Origin of the sequence: Dactylosporangium sp. NPDC000244, assembly GCF_040300725.1 — a bacterium.
Lineage (GTDB): Bacteria > Actinomycetota > Actinomycetes > Mycobacteriales > Micromonosporaceae > Dactylosporangium.
The window spans coordinates 40,076-60,167 of the sequence record NZ_JBEPEH010000028.1; the positions used below are offsets into that span (position 1 = coordinate 40,076).

The following is a 20,092-nucleotide window of genomic DNA, read 5'->3' on the forward strand; positions in this document are numbered from 1 at the left end:
GCGGGCCCTCGCGGCGAACACCTAGGGCAGAACGTAGTTCTCGTTCAGGGCGGCGCCGCGGTCCGGCTTGTACTGGTCGAAGCCGCGCGGGTCGCACTGCAGGCCACCGTTGATGCAGTGGTCCGAGAGGGCCTTCAGGGTCGGGGCGTCCCACGCGTTGTAGACGTCGTAGTGGAACGAGTAGCCGCGGCCGCTGGAGAAGTGCACGTTGGCCATGTTGCCGCTGACCGGCCAGGCCATCTTGAACTCGATCATCGGCACGGCGACCGGGTGGTCCTGCGGGCAGACGCCCACGACCGGGTACGCCATGTGCGACTTGTGGTCCGGGGTGTCGAGGTGCAGGCCGTCCCAGCAGCTGGGGGCCTGGAGCCGGACGTTGAGCTGGCTGCCGGCCACGCAGTTGGCGGGGATGTCCCACTGGTTGGTGAGGTCGCCGCACTCGAAGCCCTCGACGTGGCCCGGGTGGTTCTTGAACTCGTCCAGCGTGGAGGACGGGCTGCCGACGACGTAGCGCAGGCCGGCCGGGAACGGGCGGACGCTGCGGTAGTCGAGCACGCCGCTCTTGTAGTAGATGACCTGGCGGCCGACCGGCTGCACGGCGGTGTCGCCGTTGAGCAGGGTGGGCATCCAGTAGGCCGTCTTGTCGCCCGGCGTGATGCAGGCGGTGCCGCCGGCCTGCAGCGAGGCGAGCGTCGTGTTCGCGTTGGTGGTGGTGTTGCCCATGAACGTGTGCGAGTGCGACGCGCCCGGCAGGCCGAAGAACACGATCGGGTCGTCCGGCAGGTTGCTGCGGCTCACCGAGCAGTTGGCCTGGAACTCGTGGTGGGTCGTCGGCGGGTTGGTGGCCGGCGGGGTGGCCGTCGACGGGACCACGCCGGTGACCGGCGGGTTGGCCATGACGTACCCGGGGCCGTCCGAGGCCGGCGGGGTGGTGCCGGAGGTGCCGTAGACCTTGAACTCGTACAGCGAGTAGCCGTAGCCGGTGCCGCGCTGGGTGCCGTACATGCGCACGTAGCGGCCGGAGCCGGTGACGTTCAGGGTCTGGGTGCCGCCGGTGCTCGTGGTGGTGCTGTAGATGCTGGTCCAGGCGTTGCCGTCGGGCGAGGTCTGGATCTGGAAGGCCTTGGCGTAGGCGGCCTCCCACTGCAGCACGACCTGGGAGATGGTGCTGGTCGAGCCCAGGTCGACCCGCAGCCACTGCGGGTCGCTCCACTGGCTGCTCCAGCGGGTGGCGTTGTTGCCGTCGAAGGCGGCGGCGGCCGGGGACTCGCCGAGCTCCGTGGAGGAGGCGAGCGCGGGCTTGTTCTGCGACAGCAGGGTGGCGGTGGCCGCGTTGGCGGACGTCAGCTGGAACGCGCCGACGACCATCGACGCCACGACGGCCGTGGTGACTCCGATGGGGATTCCGATTCTTCTGAGGCGTCTGGTACGCAATGCAGCTCCCAGGGGTGTGGGGTGTGCCGTTCGCCGGTGGCGGTCCGGCTGGGTGCGCGCTCTCGGAGAGCGCTCTCCCATGTTGCGCCCGCTCCGCCGAACCGTCAATACGTAGGGCGTGCCCGATGCGGCTCAAGCACGCAATTCGGACTTTGATCAGCAGAATTTAAGGCAAAGGTGGAGAGCGCTCTCCACCGCATGCCGCGTCCGATCGCCGCCAGACGCGCGGACGGGTACCGGTCAGGCTGATCGGCATGAACGAACTGCATGGCAAGGTCGCACTGGTCATGGGTGGATCGCGGGGGATCGGGGCGGCCGTCGCCCGGGAGCTCGCGGCCCGCGGGGCGGATGTGGCGATCACCTACCACAGCGGGGCGGCCCCGGCGGCCGCCGTCGCCTGCGAGATCAAGGAGCTCGGCCGCAGGGCGCTCACCCTCCGGGCCGACAGCGCGGACCCGGAGGCCGTGACCGGCGCCGTCGACGAGACCGCCGAGCTGCTCGGCCGCCTCGACATCCTGGTCAGCAACGCGGCCGTCTTCCTGCCGGGCGCCGAGAGCATCGCCGACCTCGACCGGACCCTGGCCGTGAACGTGCGCGGGCCCTACGCGGCCGCGCGGGCGGCGGCCCGGCACCTGGGTCCCGGCGGGCGGATCGTGACCATCGGCAGCAACGTGGCCGAGCGGGTGCCGTTCGCGGGCCTGACGGTGTACGCGCTGAGCAAGACCGCCCTCACCGGTCTCACGAAGGCCCTGGCCAGAGAGCTGGGCCCGCGGGGGATCACGGTGAACCTCGTGCATCCCGGCCCCACCGACACCGACGCGAACCCGGCCTCCCAGCCGATGGCGGCCACGATGGCCGGGCTCACCGCGCTCGGCCGGTACGCGGACGCGTCCGAGATCGCGTCGGTGGTGGCGTTCCTGGCGGGAGAGGGCTCCGCGTACGTGACGGGCGCGACGATCAACGCGGACGGCGGCTGGGCGGCGTAGCCGAGGCCCTCAGGCGAGCGCCAGGCCGGTCGCGGTGATGCGCGACCGGCCCGGGTGCGGGGTCGGCGACCAGAGGTCGTGCCCGGCGTCCTCCAGCACGTTCTCGGCCGCGAGCAGGCCCGACAGGATGCTGCCGGCCTGGGTCGCGCCCGGCCGCCCCAGCACCTCCAGGCCCTCGATCGGCGCGTACGGGCCCGGGCGGTGCGTGGCCTGGCTCTTCGGCACCCGCAGCGCCACGGCGTCGAGGATCTCCCGCGCCGCGACGAGCCCGATGGCGGCGACCTCCGCGCGGGCGAGCGCGAGGTACCGCTCGTCCTCCCACCGCCAGAAATCGTCGTCGCCGCAGCGGTACTCCAGCGCCAGCACCGTCTCGACCTCGCCCCGCTTGGCGGCCGGCACCCAGTTGTCGAAGTTCGTGACGCGCTCGGTGCGCAGCCCCGGGTCGGGCACGTCGATCCAGGTGTCGCCGAAGACCGACTCGGCGGTCGTGTGCAGGTAGACCACGACGGTGTGGCGGTAGGCGAGCCGGGCGCCGGGCGGTGGCATCGAGGAGATCACGTGGTCGTGCTCGCGCACCTCGCCGGTGTTGAGCCGCACGCCGCTGACCCGGGTGCCGTCCAGCGCCAGGCCGGCGACGGGCGTGTCGAGGTGGACGCGGCCGCCCTGGCGCTCGGCGAACGCGCACATCCGCGCGTACACCTCCCCGGGCCCCTGCCGCGGATGCGCGAACGCCGGTGCGGGCCGGCGCAGCAGCCGGTCGGCGAGCGGCCGAGGGTCGCGGCGCAGGCGGCCGTCGCGGTAGGCCCGCACGCGCGGCTCGACCATCTCGTACGCGCCGCCGGCGGCCTCCAGCCACAGCTCGTTGACCCGCGGGTCGGTGCTGGAGAAGCGCTGCGGGCCGATGCCGACCGTCTGCCCCCACAGGTCGATCGAGCGGGCCATCCCGCCGACGCCGCCCGAGGCCTCGTAGACGTCGACCTCGACGCCTGCCCGGGCCAGGCAGTAGGCGGCGGTGGCGCCCGCCGGCCCGGCGCCGATCACCGCGACGCGCATGCGTCCCCCGTGGCCAGGGCGAAGATCGCGAGGGGGAGCATCGGGGTCAGGTGCTTGAGGTGGGAGCCGTAGTCGGGGGCGAACAGGGCCTGGGTGACCACGAACGCGAGCAGCAGCGTGACCGCGACGCCGAGCGCGGCGTGCCCGGCGCTGTGCCGGCCCGCGGCGCACACCCGCACCGTGAAGGCGGCCAGCAGGACCGCCGCGGCGACGTGCGCCCAGCCGCCGGCCAGGGCCAGGGGCACCGGCACCAGCAGGGCGGCGAACGTGAGCAGCGCGTTGACCAGGCCGGCCGGTGCGGAGTGGGGCGCGTCGAGGAACGGCGCGATGAGGGTCACCGCGTCGGGGGAGCCGGCCCGCCCGGCGTTCGCGGCCGCGCGGAACGTGTCCAGCGAGTCGTGGCGCAGCACCAGGGTGCCGGCCGCGGCGACGACGAACATGGCCGCCGCGACCGGCAGCAGTAGCACCGGGCGGCGGCCCCGGCGCAGGGCCGCGTAGCCGGCGGCGAAGAGCGCGGCGATCACGAGCCAGTACGAGCGGAACAGGGCGCCGTAGAGCAGCAGCGCGCCGGCGGCCACGAGGGGCGCGGCCGGGGCCCACGCCGGCACGCGCAGCGCGACTCCAAGGACGCCGTCGTCCTGCTCGTCGTCCTGCCGATCGTGCTCCAGCGCGCGGCGGGCCGCAGGGCGAGCCCCACCGCGGCGACCACGAGCGCGAGCTGCAGCACGGCGGTCAGGCGGGGATGGTCGTCGAGGCCGAGGCGGGCGTAGAAGCCGGCGATCGCGCGGTAGTAGGGGTCCGGCCGGATGCCCGTCGTGCCCGCGTTCAGCGCGGCGATGTAGTCGCCGTCGTAGAAGTACTTGGCGGGCAGCAGCGTCCGGGCGCGCGGCAGCAGGGCGAGCGCGCCGAGGCCGGCGATCAGCTCGACGAGCCGCCAGCGCAGGACGAAGGCTCTCACGGCACGGGACGATACTGGAGTTCATCCCACTTTGGGTGGTTTGGGCATAACTCAACGTGTTTGAGCTGATACGGTCCGTGCGTGCGGAAGATCCGGCCCTATCCGGCGGCGCGCGTCCTGGACCTGGCCATCCTGGCCCGCACCACCGTCACCGTGCTCGCCGGCCGTGGCGCGTACTAGCCAACCCGAGAGGAACCTCCACATGCGTTGCCTGACAATGGCCGGCACGACCCTCGCCGGCCTGACGATCGCCACCGCGCTCGGCTCCGCCGCGCTCGCCGAGCCGGCCCCGACGTCCAGCCCGTCGCCCAGCCCGACCCAGGTCGAGCCGCAGCCGATGCCCAACAGCGGCGAGGTCGACAACCAGAACCCGGTCGCCGGCGGCACGGTCGTGGTCACCGGCCACGGCTTCCAGCCGTTCGAGATGGTCAGCTTCGACGTGAACATCGAGTCGGCGCGGACCGAGGCCGTCACCCACCTCGCCACCGTGCAGGCCAACGGGGCCGGCGACGCCACGGCCACCATCCAGATCCCGGCCGGCTTCACCGGCCAGCTGCCGATCAAGCTCACCGGCCAGACCTCCGGCGTCTCCGTCACCGTCGCGGTGACCGTCGCCCCGGCCGCGCCGGCCCCCACGATGTCGGGCCTGCCGGTCACCGGGCCGGGCGCGCTCGCCTTCACCGCGGCCGGCCTCGCGTTCGTCGTCGGCGGCGCCGCCCTCGTCACCATCGCCCGCCTGCGCCGCACCGCCCACGTGGCGGCCCACGCGACGCGATGACGTTGCCGCGGACGCTGAGCAACCCCTGGGTCCGGCAGCGCGCGGTCCGGCTGCGGGAGCTCCTGCTGCCGCGGGTCCGCTCCGTGCGCTTCTGGGCCCTGGTGCTGCTCGGCCTGCTGCTCGCCGGCGCGCTGTGGATCGCGGTCACCGGCTGGTTCGCCCGCGGCGAGCTGAACCGGGTCCGGGACGCGGCGGTGGCGGCGCGTGCGGCCGCGGCCCGGGGCGACCTGCCCGCCGCCACCGCCGCGGCCGACCGGCTGCGGGTCCACGCCGCGCGCGCCCACGCCCTGACCAGCGGTCCCGCGTGGGCGCCGGCGGCGGCGCTGCCGTGGGCCGGCGCCCCGCTGCGCACCGTCCGCGGCCTCGCGGCGGCGGCCGACGAGCTCGGCGCCGTGACCGCGGACCTGCCCACGCTGTCGGGGCTCGCCACTACGACCGGCGGCGCCGTCGACCTGCACGGGGTCGGGGACGCCGCGGCCGCCGTGCACCGGGCCGCCGCCACGGTCGCCCGGCTGCGCTCCACGGTGGACGGTCTGCCCCACCACACCTGGCTGTCCACCGTGGACACCGCCCGCGGGGAGGCCGCCGGGGCGCTCGGCGAGGCCGGGCACGCCCTCGACGGGGCCGACCGCTGGGCGAGCGTCGCCCCGGAGCTGCTCGGGGCCGGCGGTCCGCGGCGGTACTTCATCGGCTTCCTCAACGAGGCCCAGGCCCGCGGCGTCGGCGGCATCCCCGGCGCCTTCGCCGTCGTCGAGGCCGACCACGGCGTCGTGCGCTTCCGCGACTTCGCCCCCGACGGCGCGCTCTGGAACGTGCCGACCGGCCTGGACCTCGGCCCCGAGTACGACGCCCGCTACCGCGAGACCCGCAGCACCGACTACCTCATCAACAGCACCACCAGCCCGCACTTCCCGTACGCGGCCCGGATCTGGGCGGCCATGTGGCAGCGGGCGCACGGCGAGCGCATCGACGGGGCCGTGGCCGTCGACCCCACGGCGCTGTCCTACCTGCTCGCCGTCACCGGCCCCGCGACCGCGCCCGGCGGCGAGCGGGTCGACGCCGGCAACGTCGTCGCGCTGACCCAGAGCACCATCTACGCCCGCTACGCCGACCCGAGCCCGCAGGGCCAGGCCGCGCGCAAGGACTACCTGCTCGGCCTGGCCCGCGCGGTCGAGGCGCGCATCCTCGGCGGCGGCCTCGACCCCGCCCGCCTGCGCCCCCTCGCGGAGGCCGCCCGCCGCGCCGCCACCGAGCGCCGGCTGGTGGCCTGGAGCGCCGACGAGCGCGTGCAGCACCTGCTCGAGGGCACGCCCGTCGCCGGCGAGGTCGAGCAGACCGCGCGGCCGTACTCCGGCGTCGTGGTCGTCAACGCCGGCGCCAACAAGCTCGACTACTACCTCGACCGCACCGTCACGCTGCGGCTGCGCGAGCCCTACACCGAGGGCGACCTGCTCGTCCTGCGCCAGCCGCTCGTCCGGCCCCTGCAGTTCACGTCCAGCAGCCAGGAGTGCGGATGAGTGCGCCGCGAATCCTCCACGTGACCGAGGCGATGGGCGGGGGAACGGCGGCCGCGATCGCCGAGTTCGCCCGCTCGACGCCGCAGTACGAGCACCACCTGCTCGGCCGCCTCTGCCCCGGCAGCGAGACGGCGACGGCCGCCGACTTCGCCGCGAGCCACCCGGCCGGGCGCGGCCTCGTAGGCTTCGCGCTGGCCGTGCGCCGCGCGGTCGCCCGGGCCCGCCCCGCCGTCGTGCACCTGCACTCGTCCTGGGCCGGGCTCGTCGGCCGGCTGCTGCTGGCCCCCGGCGGCCCCGCCGTCGCCTACACCCCGCACTGCTTCGCCTTCGAGCGCGACCCCGCCACCACCCCGCCCGGCCTCGTGCGCGCCGCGCGCCGGGCCGAGCGGGCCCTGGCCGGACGGACCCGGCTGGCGATCTGCGTGAGCCCGCGCGAGGCCGACCTGGCCGCGGCGCTGGGCCTGGCCGCCGTGCACGTACCGAACACGACCCGGGTCCGGGCGCCCCGGGAGCTGCCCGCCGAGCCGGCCCCGGAGGTGGTCACCGTCGGGCGGATCGGCGCCCAGAAGGACCCGCACTTCCTGCTGCGCGTCAAGGCCCTCGTCACCGCTGAGGCGGACTGGACGTGGATCGGCGGCGGCGACCCGGCGCTGGAGGCGCAGCTGCGCGCGGCCGGCGTCGAGGTCACCGGCTGGCTGCCGCCGCGGCGGGTCGGCGTGCGCCTCGCCGCCGCCGGCGCCTACCTGCACACGGCCGCCTGGGAGAGCTGCCCGCTCGCGCTGCTGGAGGCGGGCGCGGCCGGGCTGCCGCTCGTGGCCCGCAGCATCCCGGCGCTGGACTCGCTCGGCCTCGACCCGGCCCTGCGCACCCCCGAGCACGTCGCCGCCGAGCTGGAGCTGGTGCTGCGCACCGGGCAGCCCAGCCGGCCCCGGCTGCAGGAGGCGTTCGCGGCCCGGCACACCCCGCAGGCCCAGGCGTCGGCGCTCACCGCGGCCTACGAGTGGCTGCTCGACGCGGCCGTCCGCGCCGGCCTCCCGGTCCCGGTGGGGTGAGGCGGATGCGCGTCGTGCACGTCGTCAACGTCGCCGACACCGGCGGCGCCCAGACCCTCGTCGAGGCGCTCGCCGCGCACCGGCCGCCCGGCACCTACGCCGGCGTCGTCGTGCTCGGCCCGCCCGGGGCGCTCTCCGCCCGCCTCGCCGCCGTCGCCGGGCGCGTCGACCACCTCGGCCTCGACCCGGCGACGTGGCGGCTCGACCGGCTGCTGCGCCGCGTCCGGGCCGCCGTCGCCGCCCACGAGCCCGACGTCGTGCACGCCCACCTGCTGCAGTCCGACCTCGCCGTCGCGCTCGCGGCCCGGGCGCCGGCCCGGGTCAGCACCGTGCACACCACCGGGCTCGGCGCCGCGGACCGGGCCCGGTCGCGGGGCCTGGCCCGGGTGATGGCCCGGCTGTCGCGGCGCTTCGACTGCTCTGTCGCCTGCAGCCGCCAGGCCCGCGCCTACATGCGCGGCGCCGGGTACGCCGAGCACCGCACCCGGCTGGTCGAGAACCGGGGTCGCGCTGCCCGCGGTGACCGTCGCGCCCGAGCGGCGGGACACCTGCTCAAGCGCCGCCGCGAACGCCGCCTGGGCGCCCGGCGGCGGGAGCTCGCGCATGCCTGACGTGACCGTCGTGGTGCCCACGCACGACCGCCCGGCGCTGCTCGGGCGCGCGATCGCCTCGGTCCTGCGCCAGACGGTCCCCGCGGCGCAGATCGTGGTCGTGGACGACACCGGCAGCGCCGAGGGGGCGCGGGGCGGTTCGGGGTGCGGTACATCCGCGTGGACTCGCACACCGCGGGCGCCTCCCGCAACCGGGGCGCCCGGCACGCCGACACCTCCCACCTGGCCTTCCTCGACGATGACGACGAATGGGAGCCGCTATTGCTCGAGCGCCTCCTCGCCGCCGGGGGCGACCTGGCCGTGGCCTGGACGTGGTACCAGCGCGGCGCCGACCGCCGCCCCGGCTGCACCCTCCCGAGCCGCCTGGCCGCCCCCGACTGCCTGCACCACAACCCGGGCCTGACCGGCAGCAACTTCGTCGTGCGCACCGCCGCCTTCCGCGCGCTGGGCGGCTTCGACCCGGCGCTGGTCGTCAACAACGACCTCGACCTGCTGGTGCGGGCCCTCGACGCCGGCCTGCACCACGCCGTCGTGGCCGAGCGCCTGGTCGTGCAGCACAGCCGCGGCCACGGCCACCTGTCCTCGCGCGGCCCCCATCGCGCGCGCGGCCTGGCCCAGTACCGCGACAAGTACGCCGACCGCCTCACCCTGGCCCAGCGCCGCTTCCTGGCCCGGGAGCGCTACGTGGCCCTGAAGTTCCCCGGCCAGCGCCCGGCCCGCCGCGCCGCGTTCGCCCTGCTCGGCTGGCTCAACGCCTCTCCGCGCCAGCTCGCCGGCCTGGCCCGCCACCACCTCGGCGGCCTGTCCCCGGCCTTCTATGACTGACTGGCACCTGCTCGTCGTCGCCCCGGACCTGGCCAACAAACTCGCTCGGCCGCGCCCACTGCCTGTGGCGGCCGGCCCGGGCCGCGGGCTGGACCGCGAGCGTGGCCGCCGTGCGGGGCGAGACGATCTGGGAACCCCTGGCCGGCACCCGGTTCGCCGCGGCGTGCACCCGCACCACCCCCGCGGGCCTGGCCGTGCGCGCCCGCGCGGCCACGGCGGTCGTCGCCGTCAAGCCGCTGGCCGAGTCGCTCGGGCTGGCCGTGCGCGCCCGGGCCGCGCGGCCGACGTCGTCGCGCTGCCGACCCGCCCCGAGGGGTGGGGCCTGGCGCGGCTGCCGGCGAAGCTCGTCGACGCGATGATGGCCGGCGCCGCCGTCGTCGCCACCGACGTCGGCCCGAACCGGTGGGCCCTCGGCGCGGCGGGCCTGCGGGTGCCGCCCGGCGACGCGGCCGCGCTGAGCGCCGCGCTGCGCCGCTGCCTCGACCCAGGCCTGCGCGCCGAGCTGGGCGCTCGCGCCAACGCCTGGGCCCGGGCCCGGTTCTCGGTCGAGGCCCTCGTGCCCGCGTTCGCCGCGTTCCTGCACGAGCGCCTCCGTGACCGTTGACGCGCCGGCCGCGCCGGGCCTCGCCACCGAACCGGAGGACGTCGCCGGCCGCCGCCCGGGGCGCGCTCGCGACCGTCGGCGGGCAGCTCGCCCGGGCGGTGCTGCAGGCCGGGGGCGTGGTGGTGCTGGCCCGCCTCGTCGCGCCCGCCGAGTACGGGCTGCTCGCGATGGCGGCGGTCGTCATCGGTACCGCCGAGGTCGTCCGCGACCTGGGCCTGTTCCACGCCGCCGTGCGGGCCCCCGGCGCTGAGCCGGGCCCAGCGCGACGCGCTGTTCTGGTGCAACGCGGTGCTGGGGCTGCTGGTGTACGGCCTGATCGCCGCCGGCGCCCCGCTGCTCGCCGGCGCGTTCGGGCGGCCCGGCCTCACCCCGGTGCTGCGCGCGCTCGGGATCGTCGTGCTGCTCGGCGGCTGCACCGTGCAGCTGCGCGCGGAGGCGACCCGGGCGCTGTACGTCTGCGACTGGCTGTTCCTCGCGACCGGCCACGCAGGCGCGAACCTGCGCTACTGCCTCGTGACCCGGCCGCTGCTGATCCTGTGCATGGCCGTGGGCGCGGTGGCCGGGCCGCTCGGCGTCGCCCGGGGCTTCGCGCTCGGCGCCGCCCTGTCCTGGCCCGTCGCGCTGCTCTGGCTGCGCCGCTCGACCGGGCTGCGGGTGGGCAAGCTGTTCACGCACGGCCTGCGCGCCCTCGCCGCGCTGGCCGTCGCCGGGCTCGCCGCCGCGCTCGCGTCCGCCCAGCTCGGCTCCGGCTGGTGCGGGCTGATCGTGGCGGCCGTCGTGGTCCCGGCCTGCCTGGCGGTGCTGGTCGTGCTCCCTCAGAGGCGCTGGGGGACGCGCAGGCCCAGGTCGTGGTAGGCCGCGTCGATGACGGTCGCGTAGGAGGCGATCATCCGCGTGTGGCTGAACCGCTCGCGGCTGCCGAGCAGGCGCGGCGTGAACTCCGCGCGCCGGTCGACCGCCTCCGACCAGCCCGCCGCGATCGCGTCCGGGTCCGGAGCCGTGATCAGGCCGTGCCCGGCGACGATGATCGCGGTGTCGCCGATGTCGGTCGACACCGGCACCGCGCCGCACATCGCGCCCTCGATCAGGCACAGCGGGGCCGCCTCGCCGCTGGTGGACGTCAGGGCGACGACGTCGGTGGCGGCGTACACCGCCTCCATGTCGCGGCGGATGCCCATCAGGTGCAGGCGGGACAGGAACCGCGGCTCGTCGCCGAAGAGGTCGTTGAGCATCCCGCACAGCTCGGCGTTGGCCGTGGTCATGCCCGCGCCGCACATGAGGACGTGCCCGTTCGGCTCGCGCTCCAGATAGCGGCGCGCGGAGGCCAGGAACAGCGGGATGTTCTTCATCGGGTCGTAGCGGGCGGCGAGGGTGACGACCTCGGCCTTCGCCGGCACGCCGAGCGAGCGGCGAAGCGCGGCCCGCCGCCGGGCCGGCACCGGCTGGAAGCGCGACAGGTCGACGCCGTTCGGGATGACCTTGAGCAGCCGCGACGGGATGCCCGCGGCCTCGTAGGCCGAGCGCGTCGACTCCGCGCAGCAGATCGCCGCGGCCACCCGCCCGTCGGCGACGGCGGTGCGGAACTCCGTCAGCGCGCTGCCCTGGTTCTCCGGGTCGGAGCGGTGCAGGCAGACCACGACCGGCCGGCGGGGGAAGCCGGGCAGGTTCACCAGTCGCAGCGGCTGCTCCTTGAGCGACAGGATGATGTCGGCCCGCTCCGCGTGCGCGAACGCGGTCGCGACCTCGGACGGGCTGAACGTCTTGCGGGCCGCGGTGTCGCCCCCGATGCGGCGGCCCAGCGGGCGCACGTCGACGCCGATCGCGTGCAGCGACCGATAGCTCGCGTCGTTCTCCATGCGCTGCAGCAGCGTCTCGCGGCGCATGGCCGCATAGATGCTCAGCACCGAATGGCGCTGGCTCCCCCCGGTGTGCAGCCCGGCCACGACGGTGGTGTGCAGGGCCCGGGCACCGCCGGAGAAAAAGCCCTCATAGATCGACATCACGCGCAGTTGGCTAGTCACGGGCAAATCATCACCCGTGGTGGGCGTCCTGTCAGGTTGAACCAGTGAACTGTGCGTTTCGGGGAAGTCACGGATTAGGTGTGGACGTCCCTCGATACGGTGCGTCGCCACCATCGCCCTGGACGGTGACCAAACCGGCCTCGTAGGCCAGGATCACCAGCTGCACCCGGTCCCGCACGCCGGTCTTCGCGATCGCCCGTGTGACGTGCGTCTTCGCGGTGAGCGGGCTGATGAACAGGGCCCGCGCGATCTCCTCGTTGGACAGTCCGCTCGCGACGAGCCGCACCACCTCGGCCTCCCGCGCGGTGAGCGGCTCCAGCCGCCGCCCGCCGCCCGGCACCGGCCGCCGCGCGAACTCGGTCACCACCCGGGCCGTGACGCTCGGTGACAGCAGCGCCTCGCCCGCCGCCACCACCCGCACCGCCCGGCGCAGCTCGTCCGGCTCCACCTCCTTGGTGAGGAACCCGCTGGCCCCCGCCCGCAGCGCGGCGAACACGTGGTCGTCGGTCTCGAACGTCGTCAGCACGATCACCCGCGTCCCGCCGAGCGCCGGATCGGCGCAGATCCGCGCGGTCGCGGCGATGCCGTCGAGCCCCGGCATCCGGATGTCCATGAGCACCACGTCGGGCCGGAACTCGCGGGCCGCGCGCACGGCCTCGTCGCCGGTGCCGGCCTCCGCGACCACGTCGATGTCCCGGCTGCGCCGCAGCAGGCTGCCGAACCCGGCCCGGACGAGGGCCTGGTCGTCGGCGAGCAGAACGCGCACGGTCATGCCGTCATCCTCGCCCGGACGCGCGCGGTCATGCCGTCATCCTCGCCCAGCCGCGGGCGGTCATGCCGGAATCCTGGCCTGGAGGCGGGCGGTCATGCCGGGATCCTCGCCTGGACGCGGAACCCGCCCTCGTCCGCCTCCGCGGCGAAGGCGCCCCCGAGCGCCGCGACCCGCTCGGCCAGCCCGCGCAGCCCGTGCCCGGCCGGCCCCGGGTCGCGGCCCGCCCCGTCGTCCTGGACCGCGACCTCCACGGACGGTCCATAGTGGACGCGCACGGTCACGCGCCGGGCCCCCGCGTGCTTGACGACGTTCGTGAGCGCCTCCCGCACGACCGCCGCGGCCACCAGCCGCACCGGCAGCGGCACCGCGTCCGCGTCCCCCTCGACGTCCAGCCGCGCGTCCAGCCCGGTCGCCCGGACCCCGGCGACGAGGTCCTCCAGCGCCGGCGGCGCGACGGGCGGGGCGATGCCGTCGCCGCCGGTGGTGCGCAGGACGCTCACGAGCGCGGACAGGTCGGCCATCGCGCGGCGGCGGATGTCCTGGGCCAGCCGCAGGGCCGCGCGGGCCTCGTCCGGGTCGGCGTCGAGCGCGTCCGCGGCGACGTTGACGTGCACGCCCACCACGGCGAGGGTGTGCGCCACCGCGTCGTGCACCTCCTGGGCGAGCCGCAGCCGCTCGGCCGTGCGCTGCTCGTCCAGCTCGACGCGCAGCCGCCGCAGGGACTCGTCCTGCCAGCGGCGCCAGTTGCGGTACGACACCGTGACCGCGAGCGCCGCGGACAGCCACAGCGCGTCGATCCCGACGCTCGCCCCGGCCTCGCGGGTGGAGTGCCCGAGCGTGGTCCAGTCGAGGTTGAACGCGCACAGGGCGTGCCCGGCGGCGATCGCGACGACGACGGACGTACGGCGGGTCAGCGCCGCATACGCGTACAGCAGCGTCGCCGGCCACAGCCAGCCGGCCTCGGTGAGGTGCGCGAGGCGCAGCGCCAGGATGCTCGCGACGGCCAGGCCGAGGGCGCCGAGCGGGAAGCGCCGCTGCACCCACAGCAGCGCGAACAGCGTCCCCGCCAGGCTGAGCGGCCCCGGCTCGGTGAGCGGGGCGCCCGCGGCCGCGGAAGCGCTGAGCACCCCGAGCACGGTGACCGCCCCGAACGCGGCCGTGGTGGCGCGGGTCAGCGGTTGCATCGGACCACCGTCCCATGTCCGGTGGCCTCGCCCGCGCCGTGTCCGAATGCCGGTGCGCCGGATGCGAACAGCACCCCGATGAGGGCGGTGGCCAGCCCGATGACCAGCCCGGTGACCATCCTCTGGTTCGTCTCGTCCATGACTTCGACGCTAGGGTCCGGCGCGCGTGCCGTCGTCGTCCGCGCGGAGACACCGGGGCGTACACCAATTGGTGTACGCCCCGGTCCCCGTTGCCCGGGTGGGTGCCGCCCGGGCCCGCGGATAGCTTCGCTGGTATGGGAAACGCCCGCCGCTGCGGCAAGCTCGCCGTCCTGGCCAACCCCGCCTCCCGCATCCCGGTGTGGATGGAGTGCGCCGTGCACCGGTTCACGCCCATGCAGATCGACCGCCGCTGCGCCGGGATCGTCGAGCTGGAGTTCTCCTACGAGGAGACCCTGCGGCTGGGCTGGATCGTCGAATACGCCATGCTCTGAACCATCCCGGCTCTAGAACATCCCGGCTCTAGAACATCCCGGGGTAGAGCAGGGACAGCTCCTGCGGGTAGGCGGCGATCAGCCGCAGCTCGTCGTCGGTCAGCGGCCGCCCGGTGCTCGCGTTGACCAGCTGGACGAGCTGGAAGGTCCGGGTCTCGTCGGTGACCTCGACGCCGAGATCGTCCATGACGTGCCGGAAGCCGGCCAGCCCGCCGTACTCCCCGGTGAGCACGATCCGTCCCGCCCGCGCGTGCCGGTCCCGCGGGTGCGGCCCGAGCAGCTCCTCGTCGTAGAGCTCGTAGTTGCGGTGGTCCTTGAGCGCCCCGTCGGCGTGGATGCCGGACTCGTGCGCGAACGCGTTCGGCCCGACGCCGGGCTGGTTGTTGGGCAGCGGCTGGCCGAACGCGTAGGAGGCCCAGCCCGCGAAGCGCCGCGCCCACGTCAGGTCGAGCTCGTCGCCGATCTGCGCCCCCTCCGGCACGCCGAAGCCGTGGCGCAGCGCCAGGATGCACGAGATCAGGTCGGCGTTGCCGGAGCGCTCGCCGATGCCGTTGACGCACGTGTTGATCCAGGCGTCCTGCCCGGCGGCCAGGTCGCCGAACGCGCCCGCGAGCGAGTTGGCCACGGCCATGCCCAGGTCGTTGTGGCAGTGCGTCTCGATCGGCATGCCGGCGGCGCCGGCCAGCTTGGCGAAGCGCTCCCCGATGCGGCCGGGGGTGTCGCCGCCGATCGTGTCGCAGTAGCGCAGCCGGTCCGCCCCGGCCTCCTTCGCCGCGAGCGCGAACTCGGTGAGGAAGCTCTCGTCGGTGCGCGAGCCGTCCTCGGCGTTCACCCCGACGGTCTGCGCCCCCGCCGCCTTGGCCGCGCGCACGGCCGCGACCGTCTCGCGGATCAGCGCGTCCCGGTCGAGCCGGCCACGGAACTTGTTCTGCAGCATCTGGTCGGACGTGGAGATGGACAGGTTGTAGTGGCGCAGCCCGAGCCCGGCGGAGCGCTCGACGTCGGCGACGACCGCCCGGCACCAGCCCGACAGCCGCAGCGAGCCGAACGCGCCGGCCCGCTCGAGGGCGGTCTGCGCGCGCACGTACGGCACCTCGTGGAACAGGAACGGGAACCCGATCTCGGACTGCGCCACCCCCAGCCGCCCGAGATAGAAGTTCACCATGGTCTTGCCGAACTTCGACAGCCCGGTCCGGGCCGTCTGCACCCCGTCGCGATTGGTGACGTCGAGGAAGTGAATCCGAGGTGTTGACATGCCTCCAGGTTGACTGCCAGATCTGATTTGTGTCAACGTTGACGAAAATCAACATAGTAACGTCGTCGTGCGTGAGCGAGCGGAGTCGTGCGTGAGCGAGTGGATGAGTGCCGAAGAGGCGGCCGACCGGCTGGGCGTCAAGCCCGCGACGCTGTACGCGTACGTCAGCCGCGGCACCCTGACCCGCCGCAAGCACGAGGGCCGCAGCGTGTTCAACCGCGCCGAGATCGAGGACCTGGCCCACCGGGGCCGGCCGCGGCGCCAGGCCGGCAGCACCGAGCTCGTCATCGAGTCGGCCATCACCATGCTCGGCGAGGACCGGCACTACTACCGCGGCCGCGAGGCGATCGCCCTCGCCGCGACGTGGCGCCTCGAGGAGACCGCGCTCTGGCTGTGGACCGGGGCCGAGCCCGCGGCCGCCGGCTCATGGGACGCCGCGCCCGGCGCGCTCGCCGCGGCCAAGCAGGCCGGGCCCGGCGCGCTCGCAGCGGCCCAGCAGGCCGGGCCCGGCGCGCTCGCAGCGGCTCAGGAGGTCCGGCGCGGGCTGTCCGGCGACTGGGATGCCGCGCCTGACGCGCTCGCCGCGGCCCAGCAGGCCGGGCCCGGCGCGCTCGCCGCGGCTCAGGAGGTCCGGCGCGGGCTGTCCGGCGACTGGGAGGCCGCGCCCGACGCGCTTGCGGCAGCTCAGGAGGCCCAGCGCGGGCTGTCCGGCGACGTGCTGCCGCTCGATCGGCTCCAGGTCATCGTCACCGCGCTCGCCGCGGCCGACCCCGTGCGGCACAACCTCGACCCAGCCGCCGTCGCGCAGACCGGCAAGGGGCTCATGGCCGGCATGGTCGACGCGCTGCCCGGCCACGGCTCCGACCAAGCCTCCCGTCAAACCTCCCGCCAAAACTCCCGCAAGGGCCGCGACCGGGGCCTGCACACGCGGCTGTGGCACAAGCTCGGCGCCGTCCGGGCCGAGGAGGGCCTGGCCGACGTCCTGCGCTTCGCGCTCGTGCTGCTCGCCGACCACGAGCTCGCCGCGTCCACGCTCGCGGCCCGCGTCGCGGCTTCGGTGCGCGCCGACCCGTACGCCGTCGTCACCACCGGCCTCGGCACCGTCAGCGGGGCCCTGCACGGCGGCGCGTCCCTCGGCGTCGAGTCCCTGCTCGCCGAGATCGCCGAGCCGGAGCGGGCCGCGCAGGCGATGGGGGAGCGGCTGCGGCGGGGCGAGCGCGTCGCCGGCTTCGGGCACGCGGTGTACCGCGCCGGCGACGCTCGCGGCGACGCGCTCATGGACCGGATCCGCGCCGCCGTGCCGGGCTACCCGCGCCTCGCCGTCGCCGAGGCGGTGCTGGAGGAGGCCCGCCGCCGCGCCCTGCCCGCCATGAACATCGACTTCCCGCTCGGCGTGCTCACCCACCTGGCCGGCATGCCCCGCGGCGCCGGCGAGGCGATCTTCGGCGTGGCGCGCACGGCCGGGTGGCTCGCCCACGCGATGGAGGAGTACGCGAACCCCACCCGGCTGCGGCTGCGCGCCGCCTACACGGGGCCGCTGGCCTGACCGGCCCGGCACGCTTCTTGTGCCGGGCGGGCCTGCCGCCGACGTGACGGGCCCGGCACCCTTCTTACGCTGGGCGGCCCGGCCGCCGGCGTGGCCGGCCCGGCACCCTTCTTGCGCCGCACGGCCGAGCAAGGGGTGCGGATATCGGGGGGCGGGTCGATACAGTCGGTAGGTGACCACGGACAACCCGTTCTTCGCGCCGAGCGACCTGCCGTATCAGCTGCCGCCCTTCGACCGCATCGAGGTCGAGCACTACCCGCCGGCCTTCGAGCTGGGCATGCGGGAGCAGCGCGCCGAGGTCGCCGCCATCGCCGCCGACCCGGCCCCGCCGACGTTCGACAACACCCTGGTGGCCCTGGAGCGCTCGGGGCGGATCCTCCAGCGCGTCTCGGCCGCGTTCTTCACGCTGACGAGCTCGCACACGTCGGACCGGCTGCAGGAGATCGAAGCCGATGTCGTACCGCGGCTGTCGGCCCACAGCGACGCCATCATGCTCGATCCCGGGCTCTACGCGCGCGTCAAGGACCTGTACGGGCGGCGCACCGAACTCGGCCTCGACGCCGAGGGCGCCTGGCTGCTGGAGCGCTACCGCACCGAGTTCGTGCGGGCCGGCGCCGAGCTGTCCGAGGCTCAGCACGAGCGCCTGCGCGAGATCAACGCCGAGCTGGCGGGCCTCGCCACCGACTTCGGCAACCTGGTGCGCGACGACATGAAGGCCCGGGCCGTGATCGTCGATGACGAGGCGGCCCTGGACGGGCTGTCCGCCGACGCCGTGGCCGCCGCGGCGGTCGCGGGCAAGGACCGGGGGCTCGACGGGCAGTACGTGCTCAACCTCGTCCTGCCGACCTCCCAGCCGCCGCTGGCCGCCCTGCACGACCGGGCCCTGCGCGAGCGCCTGCACGCCGCCTCCGTCGGCCGCGGTGCGGGCGGCGCCAACGACACCACCGGGCTGGTGCTGCGCATCGTGCGGCTGCGGGCCGAGCGGGCCCGGCTGCTGGGCTACGACAACCACGCCGCCTACAACATCTCCGACAACACCGCGCGCTCGGTGACCGCGGTCGAGGAGATGCTCGCCAAGCTCGTCCCGGCGGCGATGGCCAACGCCGCCACCGAGGCCGACGACCTGCAGGCCGTCATCGGCGACGAGTTCACGCTGCGACCCTGGGACTGGGCGTACTACACCGAGCGCCTCCGCCGCGAGCGCTACGCGATCGACGAGAGCGAGCTGCGGCCGTACTTCGAGCTCGAGCGCGTCCTGCACGACGGGGTCTTCTTCGCCGCGGGGCAGCTGTACGGGCTGCGCTTCACCGAGCGGCCGGACCTGCACGCGTACCATCCGGATGCCCGCGTCTTCGAGGTCTTCGATCACGACGGGAGCCCGCTCGGGCTCTACATCGGCGACTTCTTCACCCGCGCGTCCAAGCGCGGCGGGGCCTGGGCGAACGCGCTGGTGCCGCAGGCGCGGCTGTTCGGCACGTCCCCGGTCGTGTGCAACAACCTCAACGTGAACCGGGCGCCGGAGGGCGAGCCGACGCTGCTCACCCTCGACGAGGTGCGCACCCTGTTCCACGAGTTCGGGCACGCGCTGCACACGCTGTTCTCGTCGGTGCAGTACCCGAAGTTCGCGGGCACGCGGGTGCCGCGGGACTTCGTGGAGTACCCGTCGCAGGTCAACGAGGTGTGGATGCTCTGGCCGGAGGTGCTCGAGCACTACGCCCGCCACCACGTCACCGGCGACCGCCTCCCGCAGGAGGTCGTGGACCGGCTCCAGGCGGCCGAGCAGTTCAACAAGGGGTTCGCGACGGTGGAGTACCTCGCGGCGACCCTGCTCGACCTCGCGTGGCACACGCTGGACGTGGAGGCGGCCGCGGCCGTCACCGACGTCGTGGCCTTCGAGGCCGCGGCCCTGGAGCGGGCCGGGGTGGCGACGCCGTTCGTACCGCCCCGCTACCGCACGCCCTACTTCGCGCACATCTTCAGCGGGGCCGCGTACAGCGCCGGCTACTACTCGTACATCTGGAGCGAGGTCCTCGACGCCGACACCGTCGACTGGCTGACCGAGCGCGGGGGCCTGCGCCGCGACAGCGGCGACGCGTTCCGTGACGGACTCCTGGCGCGGGGTGGCAGCGCCGACTCGATGGAGGTGTACCGCGCCTTCCGCGGCCGCGACCCGCTCATCGAGCCCCTGCTCAGGCGCCGTGGACTGCTCGGCGACGCGAAGTCGTGACGCAGCGTGAAGATTCTCGGATTCCTTAGGTTTTGTTAAAGGAGGCGGATCCCGCCTTTCGGTACGGGCGCCACGTTCGTAAGCTGTCGCGGTGCGTGGCGCCACCCCCCGGCGTAGGCGCGCGGCCGGTCGCCGTCTGCATCTGAGCAGAATGGTGCTCCTCGCCGCGATCAGCCTCGTCGCTTCGTTGATCAGTGTCGGTGTGTCGTGGGCGATCTTCCCGGCGCAGCCGCCGGCTCCGGTCGCGGACGACACGAGCTTCGACTCCGCGAAGTTCTACGAGACCCACGCCCGCGCCAACGCGGCCCGCGGCGCGGCCCAGGCCGCCCTGCCGGGCCAGCCGCTGGTGCCGAAGCCGGTGGCAGGCTTGAACCAGGCCCAGACCAACAACGCCTACATCGTCGTCGAGGTGGCCAGGCAGATGGGCCTGCCGGAGCGAGCGATGGTCGTGGCAATCGCGACGGCGCTGCAGGAGACGTACCTGAAGAACCTCGCGAATCCGAAGGTCCCCGCGTCGATGAAGCTCCCGCACGAGGGCACCGGGACGAATTACGATTCGGTGGGAATCTTCCAGCAGCGGGTGAGCATCTGGGGCACACCGGAGCAGCTCATGGACCCGGCCTTCGCGTCCGCCAAGTTCTACACGAAACTGCAGAAGGTCGGCGGCTGGGAGAAAATGAGCGTCACGAACGCGGCCCAGGCCGTGCAGCGCAGCGCCTTCGCGAGCGCGTACGCGAAGCACGCGACCAACGCCCAGAAAATCGTCGACGAACTCACCGCAGGCGACTGACCCTTT

The 20,092-nt window shown here is 74.8% G+C and carries 22 protein-coding genes and 2 pseudogenes; 15 read left to right on the forward strand and 9 right to left on the reverse strand.

Translation table 11 applies throughout. The features are described 5' to 3' along the window. Positions 1-21 precede the first annotated feature (21 nt). Positions 22-1,368 carry a DUF1996 domain-containing protein gene (locus ABT369_RS35120; protein ID WP_350618817.1) on the reverse strand — a complete coding sequence of 449 codons (1,347 nt, stop codon included), beginning with the start codon at positions 1,366-1,368 and terminating at the stop codon, positions 22-24. Positions 1,369-1,688: 320 nt separating this feature from the next. Between ABT369_RS35120 and ABT369_RS35125 the strand changes: the two genes are divergently transcribed. Beyond that, complete coding sequence (locus tag ABT369_RS35125; RefSeq protein ID WP_350618602.1) at positions 1,689-2,420, forward strand: SDR family oxidoreductase; 732 nt, start codon at positions 1,689-1,691, stop codon at positions 2,418-2,420. 9 nt (positions 2,421-2,429) lie between these two features. Here ABT369_RS35125 and ABT369_RS35130 read toward each other — a convergent pair whose 3' ends face one another. Genes ABT369_RS35130 through ABT369_RS35140 form a run of 3 tightly spaced genes read right to left on the reverse strand, consistent with a single transcriptional unit; the run spans position 2,430 to position 4,431 of the window. Further along, complete coding sequence (locus ABT369_RS35130) at positions 2,430-3,473, reverse strand: FAD-dependent oxidoreductase (RefSeq protein WP_350618604.1); 1,044 nt, start codon at positions 3,471-3,473, stop codon at positions 2,430-2,432. Then, positions 3,458-4,081: a hypothetical protein gene (locus ABT369_RS35135; RefSeq protein WP_350618606.1), complete on the reverse strand. Its 624-nt coding sequence runs from the start codon at positions 4,079-4,081 to the stop codon at positions 3,458-3,460. The genes ABT369_RS35130 and ABT369_RS35135 overlap by 16 nt, the downstream gene beginning before the upstream one ends. Then, entirely contained in the window at positions 3,994-4,431 is a 438-nt protein-coding gene (locus tag ABT369_RS35140; protein ID WP_350618608.1) for a hypothetical protein, read from the reverse strand. Before ABT369_RS35140 ends, ABT369_RS35135 begins: the two co-directional genes overlap by 88 nt. Before the next feature lie 202 nt (positions 4,432-4,633). Here ABT369_RS35140 and ABT369_RS35145 point away from each other — a divergent pair, with 202 nt between their 5' ends. The 10 genes and pseudogenes from ABT369_RS35145 to ABT369_RS35190 all read left to right on the forward strand — a co-directional run bounded on the left by ABT369_RS35145 (position 4,634) and on the right by ABT369_RS35190 (position 10,673). Next, positions 4,634-5,209 carry a hypothetical protein gene (locus ABT369_RS35145; protein ID WP_350618610.1) on the forward strand — a complete coding sequence of 192 codons (576 nt, stop codon included), beginning with the start codon at positions 4,634-4,636 and terminating at the stop codon, positions 5,207-5,209. After that, positions 5,206-6,726: a DUF4012 domain-containing protein gene (locus ABT369_RS35150; RefSeq protein WP_350618612.1), complete on the forward strand. Its 1,521-nt coding sequence runs from the start codon at positions 5,206-5,208 to the stop codon at positions 6,724-6,726. The genes ABT369_RS35145 and ABT369_RS35150 overlap by 4 nt, the downstream gene beginning before the upstream one ends. Then, entirely contained in the window at positions 6,723-7,778 is a 1,056-nt protein-coding gene (locus ABT369_RS35155) for a glycosyltransferase (protein WP_350618614.1), read from the forward strand. Before ABT369_RS35150 ends, ABT369_RS35155 begins: the two co-directional genes overlap by 4 nt. Positions 7,779-7,783: 5 nt before the next feature. Further along, positions 7,784-8,389 carry a glycosyltransferase gene (locus ABT369_RS35160; RefSeq protein WP_350618616.1) on the forward strand — a complete coding sequence of 202 codons (606 nt, stop codon included), beginning with the start codon at positions 7,784-7,786 and terminating at the stop codon, positions 8,387-8,389. Beyond that, positions 8,382-8,489, forward strand: a pseudogene (locus tag ABT369_RS35165) (glycosyltransferase family 2 protein); the annotation flags it as partial. The gene ABT369_RS35160 and the pseudogene ABT369_RS35165, both read left to right, overlap by 8 nt. Before the next feature lie 44 nt (positions 8,490-8,533). Then, positions 8,534-9,214, forward strand: coding sequence for a glycosyltransferase family 2 protein (locus tag ABT369_RS35170; RefSeq protein ID WP_350618618.1), 681 nt, complete (start codon positions 8,534-8,536; stop codon positions 9,212-9,214). Between the two features lie 101 nt (positions 9,215-9,315). Beyond that, the gene (locus tag ABT369_RS35175; RefSeq protein ID WP_350618829.1) at positions 9,316-9,573 is read left to right on the forward strand and encodes a hypothetical protein; all 258 of its coding nucleotides are present in this window, start codon (positions 9,316-9,318) and stop codon (positions 9,571-9,573) included. After that, the gene (locus ABT369_RS35180) at positions 9,546-9,818 is read left to right on the forward strand and encodes a glycosyltransferase (RefSeq protein ID WP_350618819.1); all 273 of its coding nucleotides are present in this window, start codon (positions 9,546-9,548) and stop codon (positions 9,816-9,818) included. Before ABT369_RS35175 ends, ABT369_RS35180 begins: the two co-directional genes overlap by 28 nt. After that, positions 9,815-10,045, forward strand: a pseudogene (locus ABT369_RS35185) (oligosaccharide flippase family protein); the annotation flags it as partial. The gene ABT369_RS35180 and the pseudogene ABT369_RS35185, both read left to right, overlap by 4 nt. A gap of 19 nt (positions 10,046-10,064) precedes the next feature. After that, positions 10,065-10,673 (forward strand): oligosaccharide flippase family protein, encoded by a 609-nt coding sequence (locus tag ABT369_RS35190; RefSeq protein WP_350618821.1) that lies wholly within the window; start codon positions 10,065-10,067, stop codon positions 10,671-10,673. Here ABT369_RS35190 and ABT369_RS35195 read toward each other — a convergent pair. The 4 genes from ABT369_RS35195 to ABT369_RS35210 form a co-directional block, all read right to left on the reverse strand. Then, the gene (locus ABT369_RS35195) at positions 10,634-11,839 is read right to left on the reverse strand and encodes a glycosyltransferase (RefSeq protein ID WP_350618620.1); all 1,206 of its coding nucleotides are present in this window, start codon (positions 11,837-11,839) and stop codon (positions 10,634-10,636) included. The genes ABT369_RS35190 and ABT369_RS35195 overlap by 40 nt on opposite strands. A 67-nt stretch (positions 11,840-11,906) precedes the next feature. Beyond that, on the reverse strand, positions 11,907-12,611 hold the full coding sequence (locus tag ABT369_RS35200; RefSeq protein WP_350618622.1) for a response regulator: 705 nt from the start codon (positions 12,609-12,611) through the stop codon (positions 11,907-11,909). Between the two features lie 92 nt (positions 12,612-12,703). Then, a complete protein-coding gene (locus ABT369_RS35205) occupies positions 12,704-13,795 on the reverse strand; it encodes a sensor histidine kinase (protein ID WP_350618624.1) in 1,092 nt (363 codons plus the stop codon). Then, complete coding sequence (locus ABT369_RS35210) at positions 13,783-13,935, reverse strand: hypothetical protein (RefSeq protein WP_350618626.1); 153 nt, start codon at positions 13,933-13,935, stop codon at positions 13,783-13,785. The genes ABT369_RS35205 and ABT369_RS35210 overlap by 13 nt, the downstream gene beginning before the upstream one ends. 135 nt (positions 13,936-14,070) lie before the next feature. Here ABT369_RS35210 and ABT369_RS35215 point away from each other — a divergent pair, with 135 nt between their 5' ends. Further along, the gene (locus ABT369_RS35215; RefSeq protein WP_350618628.1) at positions 14,071-14,268 is read left to right on the forward strand and encodes a hypothetical protein; all 198 of its coding nucleotides are present in this window, start codon (positions 14,071-14,073) and stop codon (positions 14,266-14,268) included. A gap of 28 nt (positions 14,269-14,296) precedes the next feature. Here the strand turns inward: ABT369_RS35215 and ABT369_RS35220 are convergent, their stop codons facing one another. Further along, positions 14,297-15,523, reverse strand: coding sequence for a LeuA family protein (locus tag ABT369_RS35220; RefSeq protein WP_350618630.1), 1,227 nt, complete (start codon positions 15,521-15,523; stop codon positions 14,297-14,299). A 91-nt stretch (positions 15,524-15,614) separates the two neighbouring features. On the opposite strand from ABT369_RS35220, the gene ABT369_RS35225 reads away from it, so the two are divergent. From ABT369_RS35225 to ABT369_RS35235, 3 genes are all read left to right on the forward strand, one after another. Continuing rightward, the gene (locus ABT369_RS35225) at positions 15,615-17,069 is read left to right on the forward strand and encodes a citrate synthase (RefSeq protein WP_350618632.1); all 1,455 of its coding nucleotides are present in this window, start codon (positions 15,615-15,617) and stop codon (positions 17,067-17,069) included. 172 nt (positions 17,070-17,241) lie between these two features. Beyond that, a complete protein-coding gene (locus ABT369_RS35230; RefSeq protein ID WP_350618633.1) occupies positions 17,242-19,296 on the forward strand; it encodes a M3 family metallopeptidase in 2,055 nt (684 codons plus the stop codon). Between the two features lie 151 nt (positions 19,297-19,447). Beyond that, positions 19,448-20,086 (forward strand): hypothetical protein, encoded by a 639-nt coding sequence (locus ABT369_RS35235; protein WP_350618635.1) that lies wholly within the window; start codon positions 19,448-19,450, stop codon positions 20,084-20,086. Positions 20,087-20,092: the final 6 nt, after the last annotated feature.

Coding starts and splice junctions, on each gene's coding strand:
- ABT369_RS35120 (WP_350618817.1), bottom strand. CDS start 1,368: ATGGTCGTCGGCGCGTTCCAGCTGACGTCCGCCAACGCGGCCACCGCC.
- ABT369_RS35125 (WP_350618602.1), top strand. CDS start 1,689: ATGAACGAACTGCATGGCAAGGTCGCACTGGTCATGGGTGGATCGCGG.
- ABT369_RS35130 (WP_350618604.1), bottom strand. CDS start 3,473: ATGCGCGTCGCGGTGATCGGCGCCGGGCCGGCGGGCGCCACCGCCGCC.
- ABT369_RS35145 (WP_350618610.1), top strand. CDS start 4,634: ATGCGTTGCCTGACAATGGCCGGCACGACCCTCGCCGGCCTGACGATC.
- ABT369_RS35150 (WP_350618612.1), top strand. CDS start 5,206: ATGACGTTGCCGCGGACGCTGAGCAACCCCTGGGTCCGGCAGCGCGCG.
- ABT369_RS35155 (WP_350618614.1), top strand. CDS start 6,723: ATGAGTGCGCCGCGAATCCTCCACGTGACCGAGGCGATGGGCGGGGGA.
- ABT369_RS35160 (WP_350618616.1), top strand. CDS start 7,784: ATGCGCGTCGTGCACGTCGTCAACGTCGCCGACACCGGCGGCGCCCAG.
- ABT369_RS35200 (WP_350618622.1), bottom strand. CDS start 12,611: ATGACCGTGCGCGTTCTGCTCGCCGACGACCAGGCCCTCGTCCGGGCC.
- ABT369_RS35205 (WP_350618624.1), bottom strand. CDS start 13,795: ATGCAACCGCTGACCCGCGCCACCACGGCCGCGTTCGGGGCGGTCACC.
- ABT369_RS35210 (WP_350618626.1), bottom strand. CDS start 13,935: ATGGACGAGACGAACCAGAGGATGGTCACCGGGCTGGTCATCGGGCTG.
- ABT369_RS35215 (WP_350618628.1), top strand. CDS start 14,071: ATGGGAAACGCCCGCCGCTGCGGCAAGCTCGCCGTCCTGGCCAACCCC.
- ABT369_RS35220 (WP_350618630.1), bottom strand. CDS start 15,523: ATGTCAACACCTCGGATTCACTTCCTCGACGTCACCAATCGCGACGGG.
- ABT369_RS35235 (WP_350618635.1), top strand. CDS start 19,448: ATGGTGCTCCTCGCCGCGATCAGCCTCGTCGCTTCGTTGATCAGTGTC.